This window comes from Hydrogenophaga sp. (genome assembly GCF_050182545.1).
Taxonomy (GTDB): domain Bacteria; phylum Pseudomonadota; class Gammaproteobacteria; order Burkholderiales; family Burkholderiaceae_C; genus Hydrogenophaga.
Genome location: NZ_JBFXCD010000012.1, coordinates 81,160 through 104,255, shown reverse-complemented (window position 1 = coordinate 104,255; position 23,096 = coordinate 81,160). Strand labels below are relative to the sequence as shown.

23 protein-coding genes are annotated in these 23,096 nt (G+C 63.1%); 10 read left to right on the top strand and 13 right to left on the bottom strand.

What is annotated here, in order from left to right; translation table 11 throughout:
* Positions 1-21 precede the first annotated feature (21 nt).
* Positions 22-372, bottom strand: coding sequence for a DUF2958 domain-containing protein (locus tag AB7P10_RS13845; RefSeq protein ID WP_056582602.1), 351 nt, complete (start codon positions 370-372; stop codon positions 22-24).
* 448 nt (positions 373-820) lie between these two features.
* On the opposite strand from AB7P10_RS13845, the gene AB7P10_RS13840 reads away from it, so the two are divergent.
* Both AB7P10_RS13840 and AB7P10_RS13835 read left to right on the top strand, forming a co-directional pair.
* A complete protein-coding gene (locus AB7P10_RS13840; RefSeq protein WP_082548881.1) occupies positions 821-1,108 on the top strand; it encodes an ECs_2282 family putative zinc-binding protein in 288 nt (95 codons plus the stop codon).
* Complete coding sequence (locus AB7P10_RS13835) at positions 1,105-1,581, top strand: hypothetical protein (protein WP_082548878.1); 477 nt, start codon at positions 1,105-1,107, stop codon at positions 1,579-1,581. The genes AB7P10_RS13840 and AB7P10_RS13835 overlap by 4 nt, the downstream gene beginning before the upstream one ends.
* A gap of 25 nt (positions 1,582-1,606) precedes the next feature.
* Here AB7P10_RS13835 and AB7P10_RS13830 read toward each other — a convergent pair whose 3' ends face one another.
* From AB7P10_RS13830 to AB7P10_RS13800, 7 genes are all read right to left on the bottom strand, one after another.
* Positions 1,607-2,425 (bottom strand): hypothetical protein, encoded by an 819-nt coding sequence (locus AB7P10_RS13830; protein ID WP_056581614.1) that lies wholly within the window; start codon positions 2,423-2,425, stop codon positions 1,607-1,609.
* A gap of 11 nt (positions 2,426-2,436) precedes the next feature.
* Complete coding sequence (locus AB7P10_RS13825) at positions 2,437-5,076, bottom strand: AAA family ATPase (RefSeq protein WP_056581610.1); 2,640 nt, start codon at positions 5,074-5,076, stop codon at positions 2,437-2,439.
* Between the two features lie 119 nt (positions 5,077-5,195).
* Positions 5,196-6,014, bottom strand: a complete 819-nt coding sequence (locus tag AB7P10_RS13820) for a TIGR02391 family protein (protein ID WP_056581607.1) — start codon at positions 6,012-6,014, stop codon at positions 5,196-5,198.
* Positions 6,015-6,031: 17 nt separating this feature from the next.
* The gene (locus AB7P10_RS13815) at positions 6,032-6,967 is read right to left on the bottom strand and encodes a hypothetical protein (RefSeq protein ID WP_056581602.1); all 936 of its coding nucleotides are present in this window, start codon (positions 6,965-6,967) and stop codon (positions 6,032-6,034) included.
* 12 nt (positions 6,968-6,979) lie between these two features.
* Positions 6,980-7,297 (bottom strand): DNA-binding protein, encoded by a 318-nt coding sequence (locus AB7P10_RS13810; RefSeq protein WP_056581600.1) that lies wholly within the window; start codon positions 7,295-7,297, stop codon positions 6,980-6,982.
* Entirely contained in the window at positions 7,294-7,623 is a 330-nt protein-coding gene (locus AB7P10_RS13805) for a type II toxin-antitoxin system RelE/ParE family toxin (RefSeq protein ID WP_198149213.1), read from the bottom strand. The genes AB7P10_RS13810 and AB7P10_RS13805 overlap by 4 nt, the downstream gene beginning before the upstream one ends.
* A 101-nt stretch (positions 7,624-7,724) precedes the next feature.
* A complete protein-coding gene (locus AB7P10_RS13800; RefSeq protein ID WP_056581584.1) occupies positions 7,725-8,924 on the bottom strand; it encodes a tyrosine-type recombinase/integrase in 1,200 nt (399 codons plus the stop codon).
* Between the two features lie 273 nt (positions 8,925-9,197).
* Between AB7P10_RS13800 and AB7P10_RS13795 the strand changes: the two genes are divergently transcribed.
* Positions 9,198-9,821, top strand: coding sequence for a DUF6806 family protein (locus AB7P10_RS13795; RefSeq protein ID WP_428294423.1), 624 nt, complete (start codon positions 9,198-9,200; stop codon positions 9,819-9,821).
* Positions 9,822-9,913: 92 nt separating this feature from the next.
* Positions 9,914-11,227, top strand: a complete 1,314-nt coding sequence (locus AB7P10_RS13790; RefSeq protein ID WP_428294422.1) for an MFS transporter — start codon at positions 9,914-9,916, stop codon at positions 11,225-11,227.
* A 7-nt stretch (positions 11,228-11,234) separates the two neighbouring features.
* Here the strand turns inward: AB7P10_RS13790 and murI are convergent, their stop codons facing one another.
* Together murI and AB7P10_RS13780 are read right to left on the bottom strand one after the other, a co-directional pair.
* A complete protein-coding gene (gene murI, locus AB7P10_RS13785; protein ID WP_428294421.1) occupies positions 11,235-12,023 on the bottom strand; it encodes a glutamate racemase in 789 nt (262 codons plus the stop codon).
* 11 nt (positions 12,024-12,034) lie between these two features.
* Complete coding sequence (locus AB7P10_RS13780; RefSeq protein ID WP_428294420.1) at positions 12,035-13,588, bottom strand: fumarate hydratase; 1,554 nt, start codon at positions 13,586-13,588, stop codon at positions 12,035-12,037.
* Between the two features lie 147 nt (positions 13,589-13,735).
* Here AB7P10_RS13780 and fumC point away from each other — a divergent pair, with 147 nt between their 5' ends.
* A complete protein-coding gene (gene fumC, locus AB7P10_RS13775) occupies positions 13,736-15,133 on the top strand; it encodes a class II fumarate hydratase (protein ID WP_428294419.1) in 1,398 nt (465 codons plus the stop codon).
* 70 nt (positions 15,134-15,203) lie between these two features.
* On the opposite strand, the gene AB7P10_RS13770 is transcribed toward fumC, so the two are convergent.
* Complete coding sequence (locus AB7P10_RS13770) at positions 15,204-15,803, bottom strand: TIGR00645 family protein (RefSeq protein WP_297655284.1); 600 nt, start codon at positions 15,801-15,803, stop codon at positions 15,204-15,206.
* Between the two features lie 172 nt (positions 15,804-15,975).
* On the opposite strand from AB7P10_RS13770, the gene acs reads away from it, so the two are divergent.
* Entirely contained in the window at positions 15,976-17,970 is a 1,995-nt protein-coding gene (gene acs, locus AB7P10_RS13765; RefSeq protein ID WP_428294418.1) for an acetate--CoA ligase, read from the top strand.
* Positions 17,971-18,055: 85 nt separating this feature from the next.
* Here acs and AB7P10_RS13760 read toward each other — a convergent pair whose 3' ends face one another.
* The gene (locus tag AB7P10_RS13760) at positions 18,056-18,361 is read right to left on the bottom strand and encodes a c-type cytochrome (protein ID WP_428294417.1); all 306 of its coding nucleotides are present in this window, start codon (positions 18,359-18,361) and stop codon (positions 18,056-18,058) included.
* Positions 18,362-18,484: 123 nt separating this feature from the next.
* On the opposite strand from AB7P10_RS13760, the gene AB7P10_RS13755 reads away from it, so the two are divergent.
* Complete coding sequence (locus tag AB7P10_RS13755; RefSeq protein WP_428294416.1) at positions 18,485-18,730, top strand: TIGR04438 family Trp-rich protein; 246 nt, start codon at positions 18,485-18,487, stop codon at positions 18,728-18,730.
* A gap of 16 nt (positions 18,731-18,746) precedes the next feature.
* Here AB7P10_RS13755 and ilvD read toward each other — a convergent pair whose 3' ends face one another.
* Positions 18,747-20,453, bottom strand: a complete 1,707-nt coding sequence (gene ilvD / locus AB7P10_RS13750; protein WP_428294415.1) for a dihydroxy-acid dehydratase — start codon at positions 20,451-20,453, stop codon at positions 18,747-18,749.
* A gap of 129 nt (positions 20,454-20,582) precedes the next feature.
* Between ilvD and AB7P10_RS13745 the strand changes: the two genes are divergently transcribed.
* The 3 genes from AB7P10_RS13745 (at position 20,583) to AB7P10_RS13735 (ending at position 23,087) form a co-directional block, all read left to right on the top strand.
* Positions 20,583-21,509, top strand: coding sequence for a LysR family transcriptional regulator (locus AB7P10_RS13745; RefSeq protein WP_428294414.1), 927 nt, complete (start codon positions 20,583-20,585; stop codon positions 21,507-21,509).
* 25 nt (positions 21,510-21,534) lie between these two features.
* Complete coding sequence (gene lgt, locus AB7P10_RS13740; protein WP_428294413.1) at positions 21,535-22,344, top strand: prolipoprotein diacylglyceryl transferase; 810 nt, start codon at positions 21,535-21,537, stop codon at positions 22,342-22,344.
* Between the two features lie 74 nt (positions 22,345-22,418).
* Positions 22,419-23,087, top strand: coding sequence for a GntR family transcriptional regulator (locus tag AB7P10_RS13735; protein WP_428294412.1), 669 nt, complete (start codon positions 22,419-22,421; stop codon positions 23,085-23,087).
* Positions 23,088-23,096 lie beyond the last annotated feature (9 nt).

Below are 23,096 nucleotides of genomic sequence, written 5' to 3'. Positions count from 1 at the left end.
GGCCATCCGCCCAAGGCCGAGTCAGACAGCTATCCGCCCGCTCAGCCGCGCCTCGCGCGCGTAGGCGCTCAACCGCTTCTCAGCGCGGAAAGACAGGTCGCGCTCGATCGGCAAGCCCAGCCCGCCGCGCACGATCGCCAACTCGCCCAGGCTGACCCAGCCGATTTCCGGCGCCCCCAGGCCCAGGTCGCAAAGACCAAAAGCGTGGTCGTGGTCGTCAGGATCAATCTCGGTCAGCAGCCAGGTCGCGCCGGCGTCCGGCGTGAACAGCTTGACCACGGGGGCCGGATCAAAGTCCGGGTTCTCCAAGGATTCGCGGCCGTTGGCCAGCAGTACGATGCGCTGCTCGTCAGTGATGAGTGCGTTGTTCATGGTGAACTCCTGCAAGGATGCCGGGCGGAATTGCCCGACCCTTCCGGGGCACGGCGCAGCGCAAGCAGTCAGGGGTCGCAGACGGCCGACAGGACGCAAGCGCGCATGGCGCGCGCCGCCCTTGACGGCGAGAACGCCGTGATACGGTGAAGGGAACAGCAAGACTGCCCACACCCGCCCGCTGCACACACTCGGCTTTTAGGGCAAGCGGAACGCGCAGGCTCGAAAGGGCCGGAGGCGTCAGGGGGCAAAGCCGAATGGCCGCGATTCGGCACGAAGCGCGGGGCGCAGCCCTCGAACCCGGCGGCGGCACGCCGGGACGCAATGAAGACTGTCAGATAGAATAAATAGGCATCGCGTCGACGAAAGATCCCCGTGCAGCGATGCTATTCTTTTCTTCGCTGCGATCATTCACGGCTCACAGCGTTGACACGATCGGAGATACGGCATGACGTTCAAAGCGGACAAGTACAACCGGTCGGTCTGTCTGAATTGCCCAACGTGCGGTGGCACTGAGTTTTCACACGACGGCGCTGATGGGCAGACGAGCGAACTGTTCACCTGCGGCAACTGTGGGTTGCAGATTTCCAAGGATGATCTCATCCGAGCCAACGATGAGAACGTGCAAGCGCATGCCAAGGAGATCGGGAAAGCCGTCGTCAAAGATCTTCAGAAGGAACTGCACGAATCGCTGAAGAGGGCATTCCGCGGCAGCAAGAACATCAAGATCCGATGATGCCCTTCCCAATCAGTGTTGGTGATGCCATCGCCATAGGCGCTCTTTTGCTGTCCGCGTACGCCACTTGGACGACGTTCAGATTCAATCAGAAACAGAACAAGTTGATTGAGAGCCAGGATCGACTGAACAAGCTACTTCTGGAAAAAGAAGCCACTGAAATCCTCAACATTAAGAAAGCGGACCTCGGCGCGACGTTCATCAAGATCGGCAGCAACAACCGACGGCTGAAAATCTGGAACAAGGGGAAATCGGCCGCGCGCAACGTGTCGCTGTCGTTTCCCGATGGCAACGACTGCCTGGTTCAATCGGACATCGACTCGAAATTTCCGCTAGAGACACTGGACACGCTCCAGTCGGTGGAATTGATTGCGTCCATATCACTGGGTAGCAAAAGCAAGCACTCCATCAAGCTGACGTGGAGCGACGATTTCAGCGATCACAACGAGAAGGTGGTCTACCCGACGATCTGAAAAGATGCCTGCGCAAGGCCACTGGCTAGGAATAGAGCTGGCCGTCGGGACAAAGCAGACCAAACCACCGCTGCAGTTTCTTTTCTCGCGTGGCGAACGATCCTTCCAGTGTTCCCAACAGGAGGTAGTGCGCGTCGAGAACATCGTGCTCGATTTTCTCGTAGGCTTTTCCGCTCAGTGTGTCGGGAACACGTCCACCATAACGACAATATGCGTCCAGCGCGAAAAGCAACTGGACCTGCTGCCAACGAAATAGTGCCCAATCCCGGGTCATGATCGTGGCAGGCGGTAGTGGAAGTTCGCCCGAAGGGACTTCCAGGCTCCCGTAGAACTTCAACATTGCATCGGTATTGGTCGCGATGACCTCCTCGGCGGCCTCCCGCAGTGACTGTCGCTCCGCGCTGGTGCCTTCCAGAAGATTTGGGATTAGGGTCGGAATCAAGCGCACCCGGTCAAGAAATCGTTCGACATCTTCACGAAGTTCCGCCGTCTGCTCCTGAAGCGCCTCAGCCGCCGAAGGCGGCAGCGCGTAGTTCGCGCCGGTCAGCGCCTCGTTGAATTGGAAGCGGATATCCTCGTACCGCGTAGAGGGCTTGCCGCAGGCTTCGTGCGACTCTATCTCCTGTTTCAGCAGCGCCCCTACGTGATTGACCAAGATCACCGGGTTCTCGATCTTGGGAAACTTGGCGAAGCAGCGCGAGCGTCCCGGTTCGGACGACGAGATCAACTCGTAGAAAAGTACGTCGGCCATCAGCAACTGGTGCGACTGCGCGAGTTGCAGCATGTGCGCCGCCGTCGATCCTTGCAGGTAGTTCTTGTCGAGAACAATCGTGGGCTTTGCCATTGAAGTCCGGATCAGCTAAAGGTCGCCGCCTGGGGCTTGGCTTTCTCCCATGCCTTGCGCGCTGTGTTGTACTCAGCCTTGATGCGGTCCATCTGTGCCAATTCGTCAACCACGAAATCAATCGTCAACGGCACTTCGTGGAAGTCTGGCGAGTGGGAGTGAGCATCGATGTATCGGGATAACATCACCATGCGCGTGTGAACCTGTGCAGCAATGCCTTCATCAAAATACACCTGACTGAGGGTGAAGGTGATGTTCTCCCGCCAGCGGCGCACGACATTGCCGAACAGCTTTCGCTGAATGAAGTCCTCATAGGCGGTACGCAGGCTGCCACACGCCTTCTCCAGGCTGTCGCGCTGCTTGTCGCCATCCAGCGTGCGGGCGACGTCAAGGTGCTTTCGTGCGCGATCGTGTGCAGCACCTTCGTAATGTTCGTGAGGGAAGGCCAGGCTGTCGATGACACCTGGCTCTTCGGCCTCGCCACGCCACACGGTCCGGCCCGCGAAATCGACACCCTTTTCCACCGCAGCCGTCGCCAGATAGTTCGTAAACAGGATGTCGTGCGTAAAGACGATCACCTGCCGCTTGGCGGCTTCGTCCACCAGGCGTTGTGCGATCGCCTCTTTGCGTACATGGTCCATCGAGGTCACGGGGTCATCGAACACCACGCCCAAACAGGAACCGTTGAGTTCCACTTCAGTGAGAAAGTCGGCCAATGCCGCGGCGGTCTGTTCGCCCTCGCTCAGCACCGAAGACGGGTCGATGCCGGCCACGCTGGCGTTGGCAATCTCGATTTTGCGATCAGTCGTTCCAGCATCGCCCGCGAAGCGGAATTGCACCGGCAGCTTGAGCTGCAGGGCGGCGCAGTTCTCCGTGAATCGCGCGATGAAGCCCTGCGCCACCAGTTCTGTGGCCAGCGCTTTCTGCTTGCTGGTCACTTCGCGTTGGGATACGGCAAAGCCGCGGATGCACGAATTGGCCTTCACCACCCATTTGAGGTCTGCCACCGCCGCAGCGATGGCATCGTACTGGCCGGAGAGCACCTGGCGATCGAGTAACAATCGCTCCTCTGCCATCAACGACCCCATCAGTACCTTGGGGTCCTTCTGTCGCAAGGCATCGTTGTCGGATTTCAGGCGCTCAACCAACTCCGTGATGCGTACCGAGACCGGGTCATGGTCCAACATGCTCAAGCCAGGGTCGAAGGCACCGGCAACCGCCCGCGCCAATGCTCCGATGACTTCCCGATAGCCTTCGACATGACTGGAAACCGCCGCGGCCATTGCGGCATCCACCTCGGTCAAGGTCCGGCGCGCGACACTGCCCTCGTCGAAGAAGGCGAGACTGATCTTCGACAACTTCGTGCCATACCCTGCGAGCGTTGTCTTGGCCTGGCCAAGCTGCGCTTCGACACCACTGGTTGCGAACTGATAGAAGCGGGTCAATCGTGCAATGCCGTCTTCGTCGAGAACCTGATGGCAAAGCACGCATCGGGCCGCATCCGCCTTCGGTGGAAACGCCTCGTCAGGATAGGCTTCGGCGTTGTAAGCAATGGCCGCAGCCAGCAGGTCACGCCATGCTGCTGTGCCGATGGGCTGCACCGGCTCCTCGCCCAACTGTGCCGCTGAGAGCGCTGACGCCTTTTCCGTCAGCGTCTGAATCTGCTTGACGGCATTGGTGATCTGTTCCGCGACTGCAGGCGATACAGCCATGTGCAAACCTGAGATCGATGCTTTCAGTGCGTCCAGATCGATGATGCGCTGCTCATTCTGGCGAATGATCTCCTTGGGATCGGTGGTCCTGAGTGTCGCGAGTTGCTGGACAACCGATTCCAGGCGCGCGCGCTCCTCGTCGCCGAAGGCGGCCAATGCCTGCAAGCCAACGAGGTCCGTCTGTGCCGTCAGGGTGATCAGCAGCGAAGCGACTTCGGACGTGCTGCCTGGAATCGCGAACTTGTCCGTAGCGTGGGAACGTAGAGCGATGTCATCGCGCAGCTTGCGCTGGAGCTTTCCGAAGACCTCCACCATGCGGGGAAAAACATCGAACAGATAAGGCATGACTTGGAAGGCATTGCGCTCATCCAGATGGACACGCACGCAGGTCGAGTCGAACACCGCGAAGTTGTCGCGCAGTCGCTGGCAAGGCTCCTTGTAGACAAATGTCGTGTTGGAGCCGTCGTCGAAGGCAAACGTCGCGCTAGGCGTGGGTTGTTTGTGCTTGGCCAACTTCACATCGCCGAGAATCGCGGTTTGCTTGGAACGGGTGAAGCATGCGGCTTTGAGCACTCGCGCATAGCCGGACTTGCCCGCACCGTTGGGACCATAGATCACAGTGAGCTTGCGCCCGAAAGTCAGTGTTTCACCCGGCGCCAGGGCGTTGACGCCGGTCAGTGCGGTCATGGCGGTCACTACGCTTGAGTCCGTTGTGGGGCCGCCTTGGATCTGGGGCAAGGCGATGTCCCATGTGGCGCGTGGCATCTCCGTGGTGGCCAGTTGCTGGTCCATCAAGTACTCGCGGTAGACCTCATCCAAAGCCTCGTCCGGGAAATCGACGGCGCCAACGAGTTTGACCAGCAGGCACCGCTGCCAGTTGGAAAGCGTCTTGCCCCAAGCGGACAGCGCATCGAAGACATTGAACGCCGCTTGCGACATGAAGATTCCTTGTTTTAAGCCATTTGAATCTCGTTCAACAGGCTGGGACGGTCTATTCAGAGGAGGCAGGTGATTGTCGTATCACGATACAACAATCGATCAGGACGGCGTTGCGACGCCTACGAAAAGGACACTGCCGCTTTCTGCACGCCATCCAGTTTTCTATGGATCAGTGAAACCAGCGTCAAGATGTCGAGCGCATCCTGCTCAGACATAGGCCAATTCGTCTTCGGGGCATGGGCCAAGGGATTGCGCACGGCGCCGAACAGACCGATTAGCAAGTTCGCAAATCCTCTCTGCTCGCTCTTTTCGGACTCGGTGCTCAGTGGTCCCAAGACCAAGATTGGCTGCTGACCCGCGAACGCCTTGTTCACCAAGTCGGCACCATCGCCGGTCAACCCCGACAGTATGCGAATTCGCTCGGCGACACCCTTGCTCGCCTCGAAGACCGCATGAAAATAGTTCTCGTCCAACAGCTCGGCTCGGCAGTAATTCAAGACCTCCGCATGGACGACTCTGCTTTCCAGCGCCGCCTTGAGACGTCCAGCGCGTGCGCGGGCTGCATCCAACGTCGTCGCCTTGTCGGCATATCCCACCTTGCCATCGTCGCGAACATAGAAGCCAGAGAACGCCAGCACGACATTGAGTTCATCCCGCAGCCAAGCAAATGTTCCAGGATCGCGCACGTAGTTCACCGGGTTCATTGCGCGGTTGATGAACATAATCAGATGGTTGCCTCGCTGATGCTTGTTCTGCAACTCGGCGAGCGCGTTGAACAACCGCTTCCACTTCGTCATGCCCGGCGATGGGTCGATCACTTCCATCTCTTGCAGCAGCCTCCCAATCTGTGTGCCACTCAAGCCGCGCTCGGTGTCTGCAAGCACACGGCAGGCAGCTTCAAGATGCTGAGAACTGAACAGGTCAATTTGCGCCGCCATTGCCGACCTCTCCGCGTTTAGCGGACGACAACATCGAACGGTGCATGCACCGAGCGAAAGGTAGCGAGGATGCGGTCACGGGCGCAATCCAGTTCGTCCGCTACACGAGAACTGAGCATGTAGGTGGGGCAGTCCGCCTTGCCGCATTCACAATGCCGGATCTCGCCTTCTCGGAGGCGAGAGACGAAGATGCGGCGCAGTTCATCGACTTGACGCACAACCTGGGCCAGCACCTTGCGAACACGCTGATCTCTGATGTGATGGATCGATGGAATGCGCCGAATTTCGGTGCCTTCACGTGTTCTCCACGCTCCGGTGTTGAGTGCTCGAATGGTGTCCTCAACAGCTTGCTGGAAGGCGGGTAGCGAACTTTCCTGTTGAAAAGGTGTGCGAAAAGCAGGCCGGTCGAATACGGCAGCCATCAAACCCAGCGCCTCGGCGTCGGATAAGCCAGGGAAGTCATCAACGAATTTTCGGATCTCAGCTTCGGCTTCGGGGAACTCGACTCCCTGGACGAAGCGGTGCAAGAGGTATTCGCCACGCAAACGCAGGTTCTCCTCGAACTCGACGCTCGACCAGATCGTCACATGCGCTACGCCAAGTGCAGCAGCGCTATCGCTGATCCGTGTTCTGCTGGCGTCAGAGACTGCACCACGACAGATGAATTTGAAAGCATCTGGCGTACCGCCAGTAGCCTCGACAGCCTTCTCCATATCGGTTCGGGCTTTCGCCAGGGTCAGCATGTCACGATTAGCGCACTGGATAATCGTCTTGCGCGAAGGTCGATCGTCAAACTCCTCGATTCCGAAGATGTCTCGTCCCTGGTCGCTACCCGATTGGCCGTGCCAGATCAGGTCGCGCCAGCCGGTACGAACGTGATAAGCAAAAGCAAGGCGCTCAAATTGAACGCCGCTGTAGTCTTCAAAGTGAATCGGATGAACGATGCTTGCCATAGGCATCGAACATCAAGCCGCGTGCGCCGAGGGCGCAGAAGCCAGCGGCTGCACAGCCAAGCGTAGGCCCATCGTCTTGAGGATGGCGGTCAAGCTGTTCAGGGCGGGATTGCCCTTCGGCGACAACGTGCGGTAAAGCTGCGTCGGGTTAAGGTGAGCCTGTTCGGCCACCGCCTGCACGCCGCCGACTGTCTGCGCAAGCTGGCGCAGCACGGTCATCAGTTCGGCTTGGTCGCCATCGGCCAGGATGTTGTTGATGACTTCAAGTGCGAGCGCCGGATCGTTGCGGTACAGCTCGGCCATCGCCTCGTCATGGGATTTGCCTCTCATTCGTCGATTCTCCGTTGCCAGTCCTGCCAATAGCCCACCGCCCGGTCAATGTCCGCATCCTGGGTGCGCTTGTCGCCACCACACAGCAGCAGCACCAACCGTTGCCCCGCTAGGCCGTAATAAACCCGATAGCCAGGCCCCGCGTCGATGCGCAGCTCCCACACGCCATCTCGGCAAAACTTGTGGTCGCCGAAGTTGCCTTGCTCGATACGGGCCACGCGGCGGATGACCGCCACCTTGGCTTGTGCATCACGCAAGCGCCGCAGCCAGTCGGTGTAGAGATCCTTCTGTACGTCGGCCGAGAGGTAGTGCTCGATTCGGTACATTGTTATTTTCGTTTATAGACGAATGGAAGTCAAGGAGAAGGGGCGAGCCCGCGTCCACATTTCCGAGACACTGTCTCGGATTTCCCGGGTGGGCCTCCTTCTCATGCTTCGACCTCCGCCTGGCGTTGCGCACCCGTGATCGTCTTGCGCCGGGCCGCCACTAGTTCGGCCGCTTGCCGCACCGGATCGTCCTCGGTATGGACGTAGCGCATGAACATCGCCGCGGTCTTGTGCGCTGTCAGCGCCATGCCGACCTTTAGGGGAACGCCCGAATTGGCAATGTCGGTCGCCGAGCGGTGGCGGATACCGTGAGTGCCGACCTTCGGCACACCGGCACGGTCAAGGATGCGCCGCCACGCCTGATAGTAGGTGTGGGTGCTGAGGGGCTTGCTGTGGTCGAGGATCGCCGGGCAGACATAGGGCGAATCGCCGTAGCGAGGAGCATTGGTCAGCCGCCGGCGGGCTTCCTCACTCAAGGGCTTGGACATATCGCCGGTCTTGCTGTCCGGCCAGACCACCCGGCCGTTGGGTAGGTCGAGCCAATCCCACTGCAAGAGCAGGACTTCCGACATGCGTGCGGCGAACTCGAATTGCAGCCGGACTGCCAGCAGGTGGGTGGGATGCTCCAAGCCTTCGGCCTCGGCCTTCTCCAGATAGGTGAACAGCTTGGTCATCTGGTCGTCGGTGATGAGCCGGGTCGAACCCTTTTCCGGGTACTTGGGGACGTGGCGGCACGGGTTGGAGCCATCGGGCCGGTAGCCCCACAGCTCGGCCAGGTTGAACATCTTGCGGACGAGCGACAGCACCCGGTTAGCCTGGGTGGGCGACTTCTCCATGCGCTTCATCAGCGCGGTGATGTCGTGGCGTGTGACCTCGTGAACCTTCTTGCTGCCGAAGGCCGGGATGACGAAGCTGTCGATCTGGTACTGGTAGCCGGCCTGTGTGCTGGGCTTGTTGTGCGGCTTGGAGTGGTCGTCCATGAACCGGCCGCACAGCTCCTTGACCGTCGGCGCCTTGCGGGATTCGGCCTTGTCGAGTCCGGGATCGCCCCCGCGCCGGACTTCGGCCAGCCAGTCTTGCGCAAGCAATCGCGCCTGTTCGACCGTCAGTTCGCCGAACTGGCCGATTGCCGGCTTGCGCCGCACGCCGGAGTTCGTGCGGTACTGAACCATGAAGACCTTGCGGCCCGTTGGTGTAATCTTGCACAAGAAGCCCGGAACGAGCGTATCCCGGAGTTCCACGTCGCAGGTTTGAGCCTGCGATGTGTCAACGACGGACTTGGTGAGTTTGACCTTCGCCATGAGGTGCTCCTGAAAGGCCCCGATTCCAGGGGCCGGCTAGGAGCCAGGCGGAGGGGAACCGGGGCGGTTTGCATCGCGCACCGGGATATGATCGAAGGCACTGGCCTCGGGGAAAACCTGCTGCAGCAAGCCTCATCCAAGCCCATCCTTAGTCCGGTGCGGATGCCATGCTCAGGCTTAAAATCCCCCGTCGCGAAACGACTTGGCGGTTCGAGTCCGCCTCGAGGCACCAGCTCTAGGATTTTTCCGCTTTCGCCAGTACAGTGAGTTTCCATGACCCGATACAACGCGCCCTTCGAGATCCATGTGCACGGGGACGTGCCGCTGCGCGAGGACGTGGTCTTTGCCCAGATCCAGGACGCGCTCAAACCCCTGTGGCAGTACGCAGGAGCCCGTTCGCTTGCGGCGGCAGCCGAAAGCAGCTATGAGGATGAGCCCGGTATCAGGTTCGATGCCGAAGCCCACGTGCTGCAGATCTGTTGGACGGTGCCGGGCGACGACGATTTTCGGCAAGCAGTCGAGGAAGCCTGCATGGGGCTGAACGAGATCGCCTCCGCGGGCGCGCCGCTGGAGGTGTCCTTTTATGACGCCGAGTACGACGAGGAAGACGAGTCTTCCGAGGAGGAGGCCCGCGACGACTTCCTGATGTGCTTCGTCGGCCCCACGCCGGCTGCGATCATGCAGGTGCAGCGCGATCTGCTGGTCCAGGATGTGATGCACATCATGGAGCGTCATTTCGACGCCTCGGAACTGGGTGATGTCGTGGGCGCCATTGACAAGCTTTTCACGCAGCGCTTCGACGCGCTGGTGAGTTCCATGCAGTTGGGCAAACCGCCGCGCGGCTACGGTGGCCCTTCCGGGCATGGTGGCCCGCGCAAGCCGCGTCATCTGCACTGACTTGACTGCTGTGGCGGCCGGCCACGGCCCGGCCTCCCACTCGTACTAGACTCCCCAGCAGCGCGGGGGATGGCCTCGTGGTTGGAGTCCGCATGGCTTTTTTCTCCTCCGATGCCCTGAACCCTGGCGTGCGCAAGCGCGAGGTGTTCGGCTGGGCCATGTTCGATTTCGCGAACTCGGGCTACACGACGGTGGTCATCACCGCAGTATTCGCGGCCTACTTCGTGGGCGCGGTCGCGGGTGGTGCCGACTGGGCCACCTTTGTCTGGACGGCGGCCCTGAGCCTGTCCCACCTGATCGTGATGTTCACCATTCCGGCGATGGGTGCCTGGGCGGACCGCCACGCGGCCAAGAAGCGCTTGCTGCTGATGACCGCACTGGGCTGTGTGCTCGGTACGGCCGCGCTGGCACTGGTAGGCCCTGGTGCCGTGGTGCTGGGGGTCGTGCTCATCGTGATTTCCAACGTCTTCTTTGCCTGGGGTGAGTCGCTTGTCGCGGCGTTTCTCCCCGAATTGGCCCGTCCCCAGGCGATGGGGCGCGTCAGCGGGTGGGGCTGGAGTCTTGGGTACGTGGGTGGCATGCTGGCGCTGGGCATGTGCCTGGCGTACGTGTTGTGGGCCCAGGCTCGGGGTCAGAATGCCGCGCAGTTTGTGCCTGTGACGATGCTGATCACCGCAGGCGTGTTCGCGGCGGCATCCCTGTTCACCTTCCTCTTGCTGCGCGAGCGCGCGCAGCCATTGACGCAAACCGGCGGTGTCTCGGGCTGGCGCGAATCACTGCGACAACTGCGGCGCACCTTCGCACAGGCGCGCCGGTACCAGGATTTCATGTGGCTGCTGGCCTGCGTGGCGGCCTACCAGGGTGGCGTGGCTGTGGCCATCACGCTGGCGGCAATCTATGCCGAACAGGTGATTGGCTTCGTGCAGCAGGAAACCATGGTGCTGATCTTCGTGCTCAACATTGCAGCTGCACTGGGTGCGCTGGCGTTCGGCTACTGGCAGGACCGCCTGGGTCACAAGCTGGCGCTGGGCATCACGCTGGTGGGCTGGGTAGCCACTTGCATCATCGCGGCACTCACGACCACCAAGGGCGGTTTCTGGTACGCCGCAGCCATCGCCGGCGTGTGCATGGGGTCGAGCCAGTCATCCGGCAGGGCCATGGCCGGCATGCTGGCGCCACCGGCCCAACTGGCCGAGTTCTTTGGCCTGTGGACCTTTGCTACCCGCGTGGCCAGCATCGTCGGTCCGTTGAGCTACGGCGCCATCACGTGGATGACAGGGGGCAACCAGCGACTGGCGATCGGCTTCACTGCAGTGCTGTTCCTGATTGGTCTGGTGTTGCTGATTCCGGTGAACGTGGAGCGGGGCCGCGCGGCCGCGCTGGGGGAAGGATCCCTTGCGCGTTAATGCAGCGTCAAGGGTGGACGAGCCGCGCCGTTGTGAGAAGACCCAGCCAGCGGCTCGCCGCCTGCTCGAGTGCCTGTGGATCGCGGGTGGCCAGCAGCACAGGCGGCGGGACTGACGTACCGGGGGCAGCAGGCATCAGTCCCAGTACCTCGCGTGTGCGGCGAGCCACCGGCACGGCGGTGTCCACCAGGGTCACGGACGATCCGAGCAGACGGGTGAGTGCGCTCATCGCGAAGGGATAGTGCGTGCAGCCCAGCACCACGGCGTCCAGATCCGGGCCAGCCGCGTCGCGCAACGCCAGGGTGTAGCGCTCGCACAAGGTCTGGATGGCGGAGTCGTCGTTGCGTTCGATGGCGGCGGCCAGCCCGTCACAGGATTGGCAAAGGAAGCGCAGCGGGCCTGTCACCTGCGACATCAGTCGTTTGCGCAGCACGGAAAACCGTGGGCTCTCGAGCGTGCCCCGCGTGGCCAGCACGCCGATGCACCCGCTTTGGCTCAGGCCGACGGCCGGTTTGAGCGCCGGTTCCACACCGACAATAGGCAAGTCAGGATGGTCCTTGCGCAGGCTGTCGATGGCAATGGCCGTGGCCGTGTTGCAGGCCAGCACCAGCGCATCGATGGCGTGAGCCTTGCGTAGGTAGGAGGCGACGCGGTGGGTGCGCTGCGACACCTCGGCCGCGTCGCGCTCCCCGTACGGCGCAAAGGCGCTGTCGGCCAGGTAGACGAAGCGTGTGCCTGGCAGCTCGGCGAGCAGGGCACGTAGCACGCTCAGGCCGCCGACCCCGCTGTCAAACACCCCGACGGTTGTCAAGCGGCCGCGACGGCGATGCCCTTGAATTCGCCGGTGGCAATGCGCTTCTGCCACTCGGCCGGGCCGGTGATGTGGGCGCTGGTACCACCGGCATCCACGGCCACTGTCACGGGCATGTCGACCACGTCGAATTCGTAGATGGCTTCCATGCCCAGGTCTTCGAATCCCACCACCTTCGCGTGCTTGATGGCCTTGGACACGAGGTAGGCCGCGCCGCCCACGGCCATGAGGTAGGCGCTCTTGTGCTTCTTGATCGATTCGATGGCCACCGGACCGCGCTCGGCCTTGCCGATCATGGCGATGAGCCCTGTCTGCTCCAGCATCATGTCGGTGAAGCCGTCCATGCGCGTGGCGGTGGTGGGGCCGGCCGGTCCCACGGCCTCGTCACGCACCGGATCGACCGGGCCGACGTAGTAGATGACGCGGTTGGTGAAGTCCACCGGCAGCTTTTCGCCTTTGGCCAGCATGCCCTGAATGCGCTTGTGCGCAGCATCACGGCCGGTGAGCATCTTGCCGTTGAGCAACAGGGTCTGGCCCGGCTTCCAGCTGGCCACTTCGGCCGGGGTCAGTTTGTTCAGGTCCACGCGCTGGCTCTTCTGCGTGTCGGGCACCCAGTTGACGTTGGGCCAGAGGTCCAGGCTGGGGGCGTCCAGGTAGACCGGACCACTGCCGTCGAGCACGAAGTGCGCGTGGCGCGTGGCGGCGCAGTTGGGGATCATGGCCACGGGCTTGCTGGCCGCGTGGGTGGGGTACATCTTGATCTTGATGTCGAGCACGGTGGTCAGCCCACCCAGGCCCTGGGCGCCAATGCCCAGCGCGTTGACCTTCTCGTACAGCTCCAGGCGCAACTCTTCGACCTGATCGAGCTTTTCTCCCCTGGACGCCTTGGCCTGTAGTTCGTACATGTCGATGTCGTCCATCAGGCTTTCCTTGGCCATCAGCACGGCCTTCTCGGCGGTGCCGCCGATGCCGATGCCCAGCATGCCTGGTGGGCACCAGCCTGCGCCCATGGTGGGCACGGTCTTGAGCACCCAGTCGACCACCGAGTCGCCGGGGTTGAGCATGATCATCTTGCTCTTGTTCTCGCTGCCACCTCCCTTGGCCGCCACGGTCACTTCCACCGTGTCGCCAGGCACGAGCTCGGTGAAGATGACCGCCGGGGTGTTGTCCTTCGTGTTCTTGCGGGCGAACTGCGGGTCGGCCACGACCGAGGCGCGCAGCTGGTTGTCGGGATGGTTGTAGCCCTGGCGCACTCCCGCGTTGATGGCGTCGTCCAGGCTGCCGGTGAAGCCTTCCCAGCGCACGTTCATGCCCACCTTGAGGAACACGTTGACGATGCCGGTGTCCTGGCAGATCGGCCGGTGGCCGGTGGCGCTCATCTTGCTGTTGGTCAGGATCTGCGCGATCGCGTCCTTGGCCGCAGCGCTCTGTTCGCGCTCGTAGGCGCGGGCCAGGTGGGCAATGTAGTCGGCCGGGTGGTAGTAGCTGATGTACTGCAGCGCGGCGGCGACGGATTCGATGAGGTCGGCCTGGCGGATGGTGGTCGTCATGGTGTCGTGGGCATTGGGAGCAAATCGCGCTGGCGGCCACCGGGCTTCAAGAGGCCATCCCGTCAGAGTTGCTTTGGTTCGGAACTATGCTGAGGGTCTCCGGGCAGGAGGGTCCCAGCCCGTTATTTTGACAGGTGAAGCCAGACCATGAGCATGCGCCCAGCCACCCGAACCGAACACGACACTTTCGGCCCGGTCGACGTGCCGGCTGATCGCCTCTGGGGCGCGCAGACACAGCGCTCGCTGCGGAACTTCGACATCTCCGGCGAGCGCCAGCCGCGCGAGCTCATCCGCGCCCTTGCGCAGATCAAGCGCGCGGCGGCGGTGGTCAACCACGCTCTGGGCCTGCAGGCGGACAACACGACGCAGGCGATCGTGTCGGCCGCGGACGAGGTGATCGCCGGCGTGCATGACGCCGAATTCCCGTTGGTGGTCTGGCAGACCGGCTCGGGAACGCAGACCAACATGAACGTCAACGAGGTGCTGGCCAACCGTGCGAGCGAACTGCTGGGCGGCGCGCGCGGCGAAGGCAGGCGCGTGCACCCGAACGACGACGTCAACCGCAGCCAGTCCAGCAACGACGTGTTTCCGACCGCCATGCACGTGGCGGCGGTCGAAGCGATCACGCACCGGCTGCTGCCATCCCTGACGCGGCTGCGTGGCACGCTGGAGCAGAAGGCCGCCGCGTTTGACGACATCATCAAGATCGGGCGGACCCATCTGCAGGACGCCACGCCCCTCACGCTGGGGCAGGAAATGTCCGGCTGGGTCGCGCAGCTCGCGCATGGCGAAACCCATGTGCGCGGTGCGCTGCCGCACCTGTGCGAACTGGCGCTGGGCGGCACGGCGGTGGGCACGGGCCTGAACGCGCCGAGGGGCTACGCGGCGCAGGTCGCCGACGAGCTGGCCCGGCTCACCGGGCTGCCCTTCGTGACCGCGCCGAACAAGTTCGAGGCCCTGGCCAGTGTCGATGCGCTGGTGCATGCGCATGGTGCGCTCAAAACGCTGGCGGCCAGTCTGATGAAGATCGCCAACGACGTCCGCTGGCTCGCCAGTGGCCCACGCAGCGGCCTGGGCGAAATCGCCATTCCGGAGAACGAGCCCGGCTCATCCATCATGCCGGGCAAGGTCAACCCCACGCAGAGCGAAGCGGTGACGATGCTCTGCGCGCAGGTGATGGGCAACGATGTGGCCATCAACATCGGTGGTGCTTCGGGAAATTTCGAACTGAACGTGTTCCGCCCCATGGTGGCGCACAACTTCCTGCAGAGCGTGCGCCTGCTGGCCGATGGCATGCGCAGTTTCAACGACCACTGCGCGGTGGGCATCGAGCCCCACCGCGCTCGCATCACCGAACTGGTGGATCGCTCGCTGATGCTGGTGACGGCACTGAATCCGCACATCGGCTACGACAAGGCCGCGCAGATCGCCAAGAAAGCCCACAAGGAGGGCACCACCTTGCGCGAAGCCGCACTGGCGCTGGGTCATGTGACGCCGGAGCAGTTCGATCTGTGGGTGCGGGCCGAGCGAATGGTCGGGCGCTGACCTGGCGGATGCGCGAAGAAAAAGGCGGTCGTTGCGACCGCCTTTTTTTGATCGGGATTCGGGACCGGCCTCAGTGTTTCGCGCCGGGCGCCGGCTGCATCAACCGGTCCGTCAGGGCGATGGCCATGGCGCTGAGCAGGAACACGACATGGATGATGGTCTGCCACATCAGCACCTTCTCGTCGTAGTTGGCGGCGTTGATGAAGGTCTTGAGCAGGTGGATGGAGCTGATGCCGATGATGGCGGTGGCCAGCTTCACCTTGAGCACCGAGGCGTTCACGTGGCTGAGCCATTCAGGCTGATCGGGGTGGTTTTCCAGGTGCATGCGGCTGACGAAGGTTTCGTAGCCGCCCACGATCACCATGATCAGCAGGTTGGAGATCATGACCACGTCGATCAGCGCCAGGACGACCAGCATGATCACGGTTTCGTTCAACCCGGTGAGCTGCACGTCGCTCTTGTAGCCGATGCTGGTGACCAGCTTGGCCAGCGCGGCGTCGTTGCCGAAAGCTGCCTCGATCAGGTGGACCAGTTCGACCCAGAAATGGAAGACGTAAATGCCCTGCGCTGCGATCAGCCCGATGTAGAGCGGTAGCTGCAGCCAGCGGCTGGCGAAGATCAGGTTGGGCAGGGCCCGGATGGGGGCGGTGGCTTTGACGGGGTCGGTCATGCGGGGAGAGAATCTGTCGCGCGTCGGGTTGGCGCCGGTGTATTGTATGAGTGCCTCGGCCATCCGCACCCGGTGCGGTCGAGTCCGGCGCAGTCGGGTGTAAGAGGCTCGTAAGAGCCCTTGCGCACAGTCCGCCGCAATCGCGTACCCACAACATCCCAGGAGACTGCACATGTCCGCACCTTCGTCGTCCATCGAATCCACCCTGGTCGAGAACCGTGTCTTTGAACCCGCGGAGGCGACGGTCAAGGCCGCCCGGGTATCCGGCATGGCGGCCTACCAGGCGCTGTGCGACGAGGCGGACAAGGATTTCGAAGGCTTCTGGTCGCGCCTGGCGCGCGAAACCCTGAGCTGGCACAAGCCCTTCACCCGGACTTTGGACAGTTCCGGGGCCCCGTTCTACAAGTGGTTCGAGGATGGGGAGATCAATGCCTCCTACAACTGCCTTGATCGCCACATGGGCACGCCCGTGGAGAACAAGACCGCGATCATTTTCGAGGCCGATGGTGGCGAGGTGACCAAGGTCACGTACAAGGAGCTCCTGGCCAAGGTTTCCCGCTTCGCAAACGCGTTGAAGGCGCGTGGCGTGAAAAAGGGTGATCGTGTCGTCATCTACATGCCCATGACGGTGGAGGGCGTGGTCGCCATGCAGGCCTGCGCGCGCATCGGTGCCACGCACAGCGTGGTGTTTGGCGGCTTCTCGTCCAAGGCACTGCAGGAGCGCATCCAGGACGCGGGTGCCGTGGCCGTGATCACCGCCAATTACCAGTTGCGCGGTGGCAAGGAGCTGCCGCTGAAGGCGATCGTCGACGAAGGCATTGCCATGGGTGGCTGCGAGAGCATCAGGAACGTGATCGTGTTCCAGCGCACGCCGACCGCATGCAACATGGTCCCCGGGCGCGACAGCTTCATGCACGAGGTGGTGGCGAAGGAATCCGACGTCTGCCCGGCCGAGATGGTGAGTGCCGAGCATCCACTGTTCGTGCTCTACACCTCGGGCTCCACCGGAAAGCCCAAGGGCGTGCAGCACAGCACCGGCGGCTACCTGCTGTGGGCCCAGCTCACGATGAACTGGACCTTCGACCTCAAGCCCGAAGACATCTTTTGGTGCACCGCCGACATCGGCTGGATCACTGGGCACACTTATGTGGCCTACGGTCCGCTGGCCGCGGGTGCAACGCAGATCGTGTTCGAGGGTGTCCCCACCTTCCCGAACGCGGGGCGCTTCTGGCAAATGATCGAGAAGCACAAGGTCAGCATTTTCTACACGGCACCCACGGCCATCCGTTCCTTGATCAAGGCCGCCGAGGGCGATGAGAAAGTGCACCCGGCGCGTTCCAACCTCACCAGCCTGCGCCTGCTCGGTTCGGTGGGCGAACCCATCAACCCCGAAGCCTGGATGTGGTACTACAAGCACGTCGGCGGCGAGCGCTGCCCGATCGTGGACACTTTCTGGCAGACGGAGACCGGCGGTCACATGATCACGCCCCTGCCGGGGGCCACGCCACTTGTGCCCGGTTCGTGCACGCTGCCTCTGCCCGGCATTGCGGCGGCCATCGTCGATGAGGCGGGGAACGATGTGCCCCACGGCGCGGGCGGCATTCTGGTCGTGAAGAAGCCGTGGCCTTCAATGATCCGCACCATCTGGGGTGACCCGGAGCGCTTCAAGAAGAGCTACTTTCCCGAGGAGCTCAAGGGCTATTACCTCGCGGGCGACGGCGCCGTGCGCAGCGCCGACCGCGGCTACTTCCGCATCACCGGGCGCATCGACGACGTGCTCAACGTCTCGGGCCACCGCATGGGCACGATGGAAATCGAGTCGGCGCTGGTGGGCAAGACCGACCTGGTGGCCGAGGCGGCGGTAGTGGGCCGGCCAGACGACGTGACCGGTGAAGCCATCGTGGCCTTTGTGGTGCTCAAGCGCGCGCGCCCGACGGGTGAGGAAGCCAAGGCGATTGCCAAACAACTGCGTGATTGGGTGGGCAAGGAGATTGGTCCAATCGCCAAACCCAAGGACATCCGCTTCGGCGACAACCTGCCCAAGACCCGCAGCGGCAAGATCATGCGGCGGCTGCTGCGTTCAATCGCCAAGGGCGAAGCCATCACCCAGGACACCTCGACCCTGGAGAACCCGGCCATCCTGGATCAATTGTCAGAGAACAACTGATTCAGTTCGCGCGCCGCGCTGGCGCTGCGGGCAACAAAAAACCCGCTGGAGCCCAGCGGGTTTTTTGTTGCAGCGCGAGGTGCGCTTATTTCTGGCTCAGAACCCACGCCGCCAGCTTCTTGGCGTCGGCCTCGCTGACCTGCGGGTTGGCCGGCATGGGAATGGCACCCCAAGTGCCCGAGCCACCCTTCATGATCTTTGTGGCCAGCATGTCCACGGCCTTGGCATCACCGGCGTACTTCTTGGCCACGTCTTTGTACGACGGGCCCACCAGCTTCTTGTCGACGGCGTGGCAGGCCATGCAGTTCTTGCTCTTGGCCAGGGCTTCATCGGCCATCGCGGGCGCCGCCAGCGTGGTCATGGCGGCCATAATCAGGAGAGCGCGTTTCATGGGGTTGTCCTTCTGTTTGAGATCTGAGGAGTTGACTCGGTTGATTCTACCGACGCCGGGCCTCTCGGAAACGAACGCTTACAGTTGCTTGCCCGCTTCACGGGGCCTTTACCGGAGTGTGTGATGTATTTGCTGATCCTGGGCGTCCTGCTGTTGCTGATGAAGTACATGGAATACGGCGTCGTGGCCACCTGGTCCTGGTGGTGGGTGCTGTCGCCGTTCGCGCTCGCGGTGGCATGGTGGGCATGGGCCGACGCCACCGGCTACACGCGCCGCAAAGCCATGGAGAAGATGGACCAGAAAAAGCAGGACCGCATCGACAAGCAGCGTGAGGCCCTGGGCATAAAAACCAAGCGGCGCTCGCGCTGAGCGGTTCCTTTTCGGGTCAGTAGTTGTCGAGCACGGCGCCCTTGCTGGCGCTGGCTGCATTGAAAGCGAACTTGGCCTGCACACCGCGCGTGTAGCGTGGCAGCGGCGCCGTCCAGCCGGCGCGGCGTTTGGCGATCTCCGCCTCTGGCACGTGGAGCTCCAGCACCAGCTTGTGGGCGTCAATGGTGATCGAGTCGCCTTCCTGCACGAAGGCGATCGTGCCTCCTGCTGCCGCCTCTGGCGCCACGTGACCCACCACCATCCCCCAGGTACCGCCTGAGAAGCGGCCGTCGGTGATCAGGCCCACGCTCTCGCCCAGGCCCGCGCCAATGAGCGCGCCGGTGGGCGCCAGCATCTCGGGCATGCCCGGGCCTCCCTTGGGGCCGAGATAGCGCAGCACCATCACATCGCCAGCGACGATCTTTCCGTCCAGGATGGCCTTGAGCGCCGACTGCTCGTCGTCGAACACGCGCGCCGGGCCGGTGATGACCGGGTTCTTCAGGCCGGTGATCTTGGCCACCGCGCCCTCGGGCGAGAGGTTGCCCTTGAGGATGGCGAGGTGGCCCTGTGTATACATCGGGTCGTTGATTGGGCGGATCACGTCCTGGTCGGCGCGCGGCACGTCGGGCACGTCCTTGAGCACTTCCGCGATGGTCTGGCCGGTGATGGTGAGGCAGTCGCCATGCAGCAGGCCGGCATTGAGCAGAATCTTCATCACCTGAGGAATGCCGCCCGCCTGGTGCAGGTCGACAGCGAGGTACTTGCCCGAGGGCTTGAGATCACACAGCACGGGCACCTTCTTGCGCATGCGCTCGAAGTCGTCAATGGACCATTCCACACCGGCCGCGTGGGCGATGGCCAGGAAATGCAGCACCGCATTGGTGGAGCCGCCGGTGGCCATGATCACGGCCACGGCGTTCTCGATGGCCTTGCGGGTCACGATGTCGCGCGGCTTGATGTCCTTGCGAATGGCGTCAACCAGCACTCTGGCCGACTCCTTCGCCGAGTTCATCTTCTCGTCGTGCGGATTGGCCATGGTGCTTGAGTACGGCAGCGAGATGCCCAGGGCCTCGAAGGCCGAGGACATGGTGTTGGCCGTGTACATGCCGCCGCAGGATCCTGTGCCAGGAATGGCGCGCTTTTCGATTTCCAGCAGGTCCTCGTCGCTCAGGTTGCCCGCGGCGTTCTGTCCCACGGCCTCGAACACGCTAACGATGTTCAGGTCCTGGCCCTTGTAGCGGCCGGGCAGGATGGTGCCACCGTACACATAGATGGCGGGCACGTTGGCACGGAGCATGCCCATCAGGCCGCCGGGCATGTTCTTGTCGCAGCCGCCGACCACCACCACGCCGTCCATCCACTGACCCTGCACGCAGGTCTCGATGCAGTCGGAAATCACCTCGCGGCTCACCAGCGAGTACTTCATGCCCTCCGTGCCCATGGCCATGCCGTCGGAGATGGTGGGCGTGCCGAAAATCTGGGCGTTCCCGCCCGCCTCCTCGATACCGGCCACCGCTGCGTCGGCCAGCTTCTGCAGGCCGCTGTTGCAAGGGGTGATGGTGCTGTGGCCATTGGCCACCCCTACCATGGGCTTTTTGAAGTCGCTTTCCTCGTAGCCCATGGCGTAGTACATGGAGCGGTTGGGCGCGCGCGACTTGCCTTCGGTGATGTGCGAGCTGCGGCTGTTGATGGGCTTGATGGTGATGGTTTTGCTGTCTGCCATGGCATGTCTTTTCGTGGGGGGAGGGAAGGGTGGCTGCGGCGAGCGCACCAGGGTCGTTTGCCGCGAGTATGCGTCAGGCGTCGGCCGCTTTCCAATTGCTTTGATCGCTTCGATTAATATGTGCAGCATATGAGTGAGGCAAAAAATCCGCTGCGCATTGAATTGAGGCAATGGCGGCAGTTCGTCGTCCTGTCCGAGGAGCTGCACTTCGGACGCGCCGCTGCGCGCCTGCACATGACGCAGCCGCCGCTCACGCAGGCGATTGCCGGGCTCGAACAGGCGCTGGGCGTGCGCCTGTTCGAGCGCACCCGGCGCAGCGTGGCGCTGGCGCCGGCGGCGGCGGCGCTGCTGCCCGGGGTGCGCGAGCTGCTCGCACGGGCCCAGGGACTGCCCGCGCTGGCGCGCGCCGCTGCCGCCGGTGAGACCGGGCGCCTGCGCCTGGCCTTCGTGTCCACCGTGGGGTTCGAGCTGCTGCCGCGATGGGTGCGCGCGTTTCGCCAGCGCTGGCCGCAGATCGCGCTGGAGCTGATCGAAGCCACCGGCGATGTGCAACTGGAGTTGCTGGCGCGCGGCGAGGTGGACGCCGGCATGGTGCTGCATTCCCCCGGGTTTCAGGCGCCCGGTCTGGCGCACGCGCGCATCGCCAGCGAGCCGCTGGTGGTGGCCCTGCCCGAGTCACATCCGCTCTCGGCGCATGACCGCGTGGGGCTGACTGCGCTGCTGGCCGAGCCGCTGGTGATCTTCCCGCGGCGCATCCTGCCCACGCTGCACGACGCCATCTTTGCCCTGTACCACGCGGTCGACCGCGTGCCCCTGGTGGCGCAGGAGGCGATCCAGATGCAGACCATCGTCAACCTGGTGTCGGCCGGTCTGGGCATTGCCTGGGTGCCGCAAAGTGTGCGGCAGTTCCAGCGGCCTGGCGTGGTGTATCGCGGCGTGCGGCCAGTGCGTGGGCGTGCCGTGCCTGCCTGCGAAACCAGCCTGGTCTGGCGCGCTGAGGCCGTGAGCCCGACACTGGCGCACTTTGTCGAGTTCGCGCGCACACGGGCCGCGTAATTTCGCCCCTGCCACAATAGCCGCCATGCTTCAACACCCCCAGATCGACCCTGTCGCCCTGCAGATCGGACCCTTGGCCATTCACTGGTACGGCTTGACCTATCTGCTGGCTTTCGGCCTGTTCATGCTGTTGGCCCGTGCGCGCCTGCGCCACATGCCGTTTGCCGGTATCACGCAGCCAGCCTGGACGCGTCGCGACGTGGAAGACATCCTCTTCCTCGGTGTGCTCGGCGTGGTGGCGGGCGGGCGCATTGGCTACTGCCTGTTCTACAAACCAGCGTACTACCTGGCCCACCCATTCGAGATTTTTGCCGTGTGGCAGGGCGGCATGAGCTTCCATGGCGGGCTGCTGGGCGTGATGCTGGCCATGGTCTGGTACGCGCGCAGCCGCCAGCGTCCGTTCATGCAGGTGATGGATTTCGTGGCGCCCTGCGTGCCCACGGGCCTGGCTGCCGGGCGCCTGGGCAACTTCATCAATGGCGAACTCTGGGGCCGCGTGGCCGACCCGTCGCTGCCCTGGGGCATGGTGTTCCGGGGCGCGGGGGACCTGCCGCGCCATCCCTCGCAGGTGTATCAGTTCCTGCTCGAAGGTCTGCTGCTGTTCGTGCTGCTGTGGTTCTACGCCCGCAAGGAGCGGGCACGCGGACAGGTCTCGGCCGTGTTCCTGCTCGGCTACGGCGTGTTTCGCTTTATCGCCGAGTTCTTCCGCGAGCCCGACGCCCACCTGGGTTTGCTCTCGCTGGGCATGAGCATGGGCCAGTGGCTGTGTGTGCCCATGATCCTGGGTGGCGCCGGCCTGTGGTGGTGGTTCGGCCGGCGCGCGTCGAAGACCTGAGCACCGCAGGGTAAACACGGGTTGCCTTTAGAGCAGCGTATCGTAAAATTTCTCATAATTACAGATCATTACGAATGCGACTGGTGCTCAATTCCCTGCACGACGAGGTGGCCGCAAAGTTGCGCGAACGCATCTTTGCCGGTGAGCTCCTGCCCGGCAGCTTTCTGGACGAACCCGCGCTGTGCGCCGAGCTGTCCATCTCTCGCACGCCGCTGCGCGAGGCGCTCAAGGTGCTGGCCGCCGAAGGCCTGTTGCGCCACGAACCCCGCCGCGGCTGTTTCGTGAGCGAAATCACCGAGCGCGACCTCGACGAAATCTTCCCCGTGATTGCCCTCCTGGAGGGACGCTGCGCGTTCGAGGCGGCCACCCGCGCGACCGACGCCGACCTGGCGGCCCTGGAAGCCCTGCACGAGCGGCTCAACCGGTTCGCGAAATCGCGGCGCATCAACGAGTATTACGAGGCCAACCATGCAATCCACGAGGCCATCATCCTTCTGGCCGACAACCGCTGGCTGGCGCAGGTGATTGGCGACCTGCGCAAGATTGTGCGCCTCGCTCGCCTGCAGCAGTTGCACGCGCCGGGCCGGCTGGAGCAAAGCCTGTCCGAGCACATGGCGGTGTTCGCCGCCCTCAAGGCCCGCGACGCCGAAGGCGCGGAAGCCGCCATGCGCACCCACCTGACGCGCCAGCGCGTGGCGTTGCGCGAACTCGCGCGCAGCCAGAAGTCGAGGTTGTCCGCATGACTCGCTCCG

Coding starts and splice junctions, on each gene's coding strand:
- AB7P10_RS13770 (WP_297655284.1), bottom strand. CDS start 15,803: ATGACCGACCCCGTCAAAGCCACCGCCCCCATCCGGGCCCTGCCCAAC.
- AB7P10_RS13800 (WP_056581584.1), bottom strand. CDS start 8,924: ATGGCGAAGGTCAAACTCACCAAGTCCGTCGTTGACACATCGCAGGCT.
- AB7P10_RS13745 (WP_428294414.1), top strand. CDS start 20,583: ATGAGTGAGGCAAAAAATCCGCTGCGCATTGAATTGAGGCAATGGCGG.
- AB7P10_RS13840 (WP_082548881.1), top strand. CDS start 821: ATGACGTTCAAAGCGGACAAGTACAACCGGTCGGTCTGTCTGAATTGC.
- AB7P10_RS13825 (WP_056581610.1), bottom strand. CDS start 5,076: ATGTCGCAAGCGGCGTTCAATGTCTTCGATGCGCTGTCCGCTTGGGGC.
- AB7P10_RS13735 (WP_428294412.1), top strand. CDS start 22,419: ATGCGACTGGTGCTCAATTCCCTGCACGACGAGGTGGCCGCAAAGTTG.
- AB7P10_RS13810 (WP_056581600.1), bottom strand. CDS start 7,297: ATGAGAGGCAAATCCCATGACGAGGCGATGGCCGAGCTGTACCGCAAC.
- AB7P10_RS13795 (WP_428294423.1), top strand. CDS start 9,198: ATGACCCGATACAACGCGCCCTTCGAGATCCATGTGCACGGGGACGTG.
- AB7P10_RS13815 (WP_056581602.1), bottom strand. CDS start 6,967: ATGGCAAGCATCGTTCATCCGATTCACTTTGAAGACTACAGCGGCGTT.
- ilvD (WP_428294415.1), bottom strand. CDS start 20,453: ATGGCAGACAGCAAAACCATCACCATCAAGCCCATCAACAGCCGCAGC.
- AB7P10_RS13790 (WP_428294422.1), top strand. CDS start 9,914: ATGGCTTTTTTCTCCTCCGATGCCCTGAACCCTGGCGTGCGCAAGCGC.
- acs (WP_428294418.1), top strand. CDS start 15,976: ATGTCCGCACCTTCGTCGTCCATCGAATCCACCCTGGTCGAGAACCGT.
- fumC (WP_428294419.1), top strand. CDS start 13,736: ATGAGCATGCGCCCAGCCACCCGAACCGAACACGACACTTTCGGCCCG.
- lgt (WP_428294413.1), top strand. CDS start 21,535: ATGCTTCAACACCCCCAGATCGACCCTGTCGCCCTGCAGATCGGACCC.
- AB7P10_RS13760 (WP_428294417.1), bottom strand. CDS start 18,361: ATGAAACGCGCTCTCCTGATTATGGCCGCCATGACCACGCTGGCGGCG.
- AB7P10_RS13820 (WP_056581607.1), bottom strand. CDS start 6,014: ATGGCGGCGCAAATTGACCTGTTCAGTTCTCAGCATCTTGAAGCTGCC.
- AB7P10_RS13780 (WP_428294420.1), bottom strand. CDS start 13,588: ATGACGACCACCATCCGCCAGGCCGACCTCATCGAATCCGTCGCCGCC.
- AB7P10_RS13845 (WP_056582602.1), bottom strand. CDS start 372: ATGAACAACGCACTCATCACTGACGAGCAGCGCATCGTACTGCTGGCC.
- AB7P10_RS13830 (WP_056581614.1), bottom strand. CDS start 2,425: ATGGCAAAGCCCACGATTGTTCTCGACAAGAACTACCTGCAAGGATCG.
- AB7P10_RS13835 (WP_082548878.1), top strand. CDS start 1,105: ATGATGCCCTTCCCAATCAGTGTTGGTGATGCCATCGCCATAGGCGCT.
- AB7P10_RS13755 (WP_428294416.1), top strand. CDS start 18,485: ATGTATTTGCTGATCCTGGGCGTCCTGCTGTTGCTGATGAAGTACATG.
- AB7P10_RS13805 (WP_198149213.1), bottom strand. CDS start 7,623: ATGTACCGAATCGAGCACTACCTCTCGGCCGACGTACAGAAGGATCTC.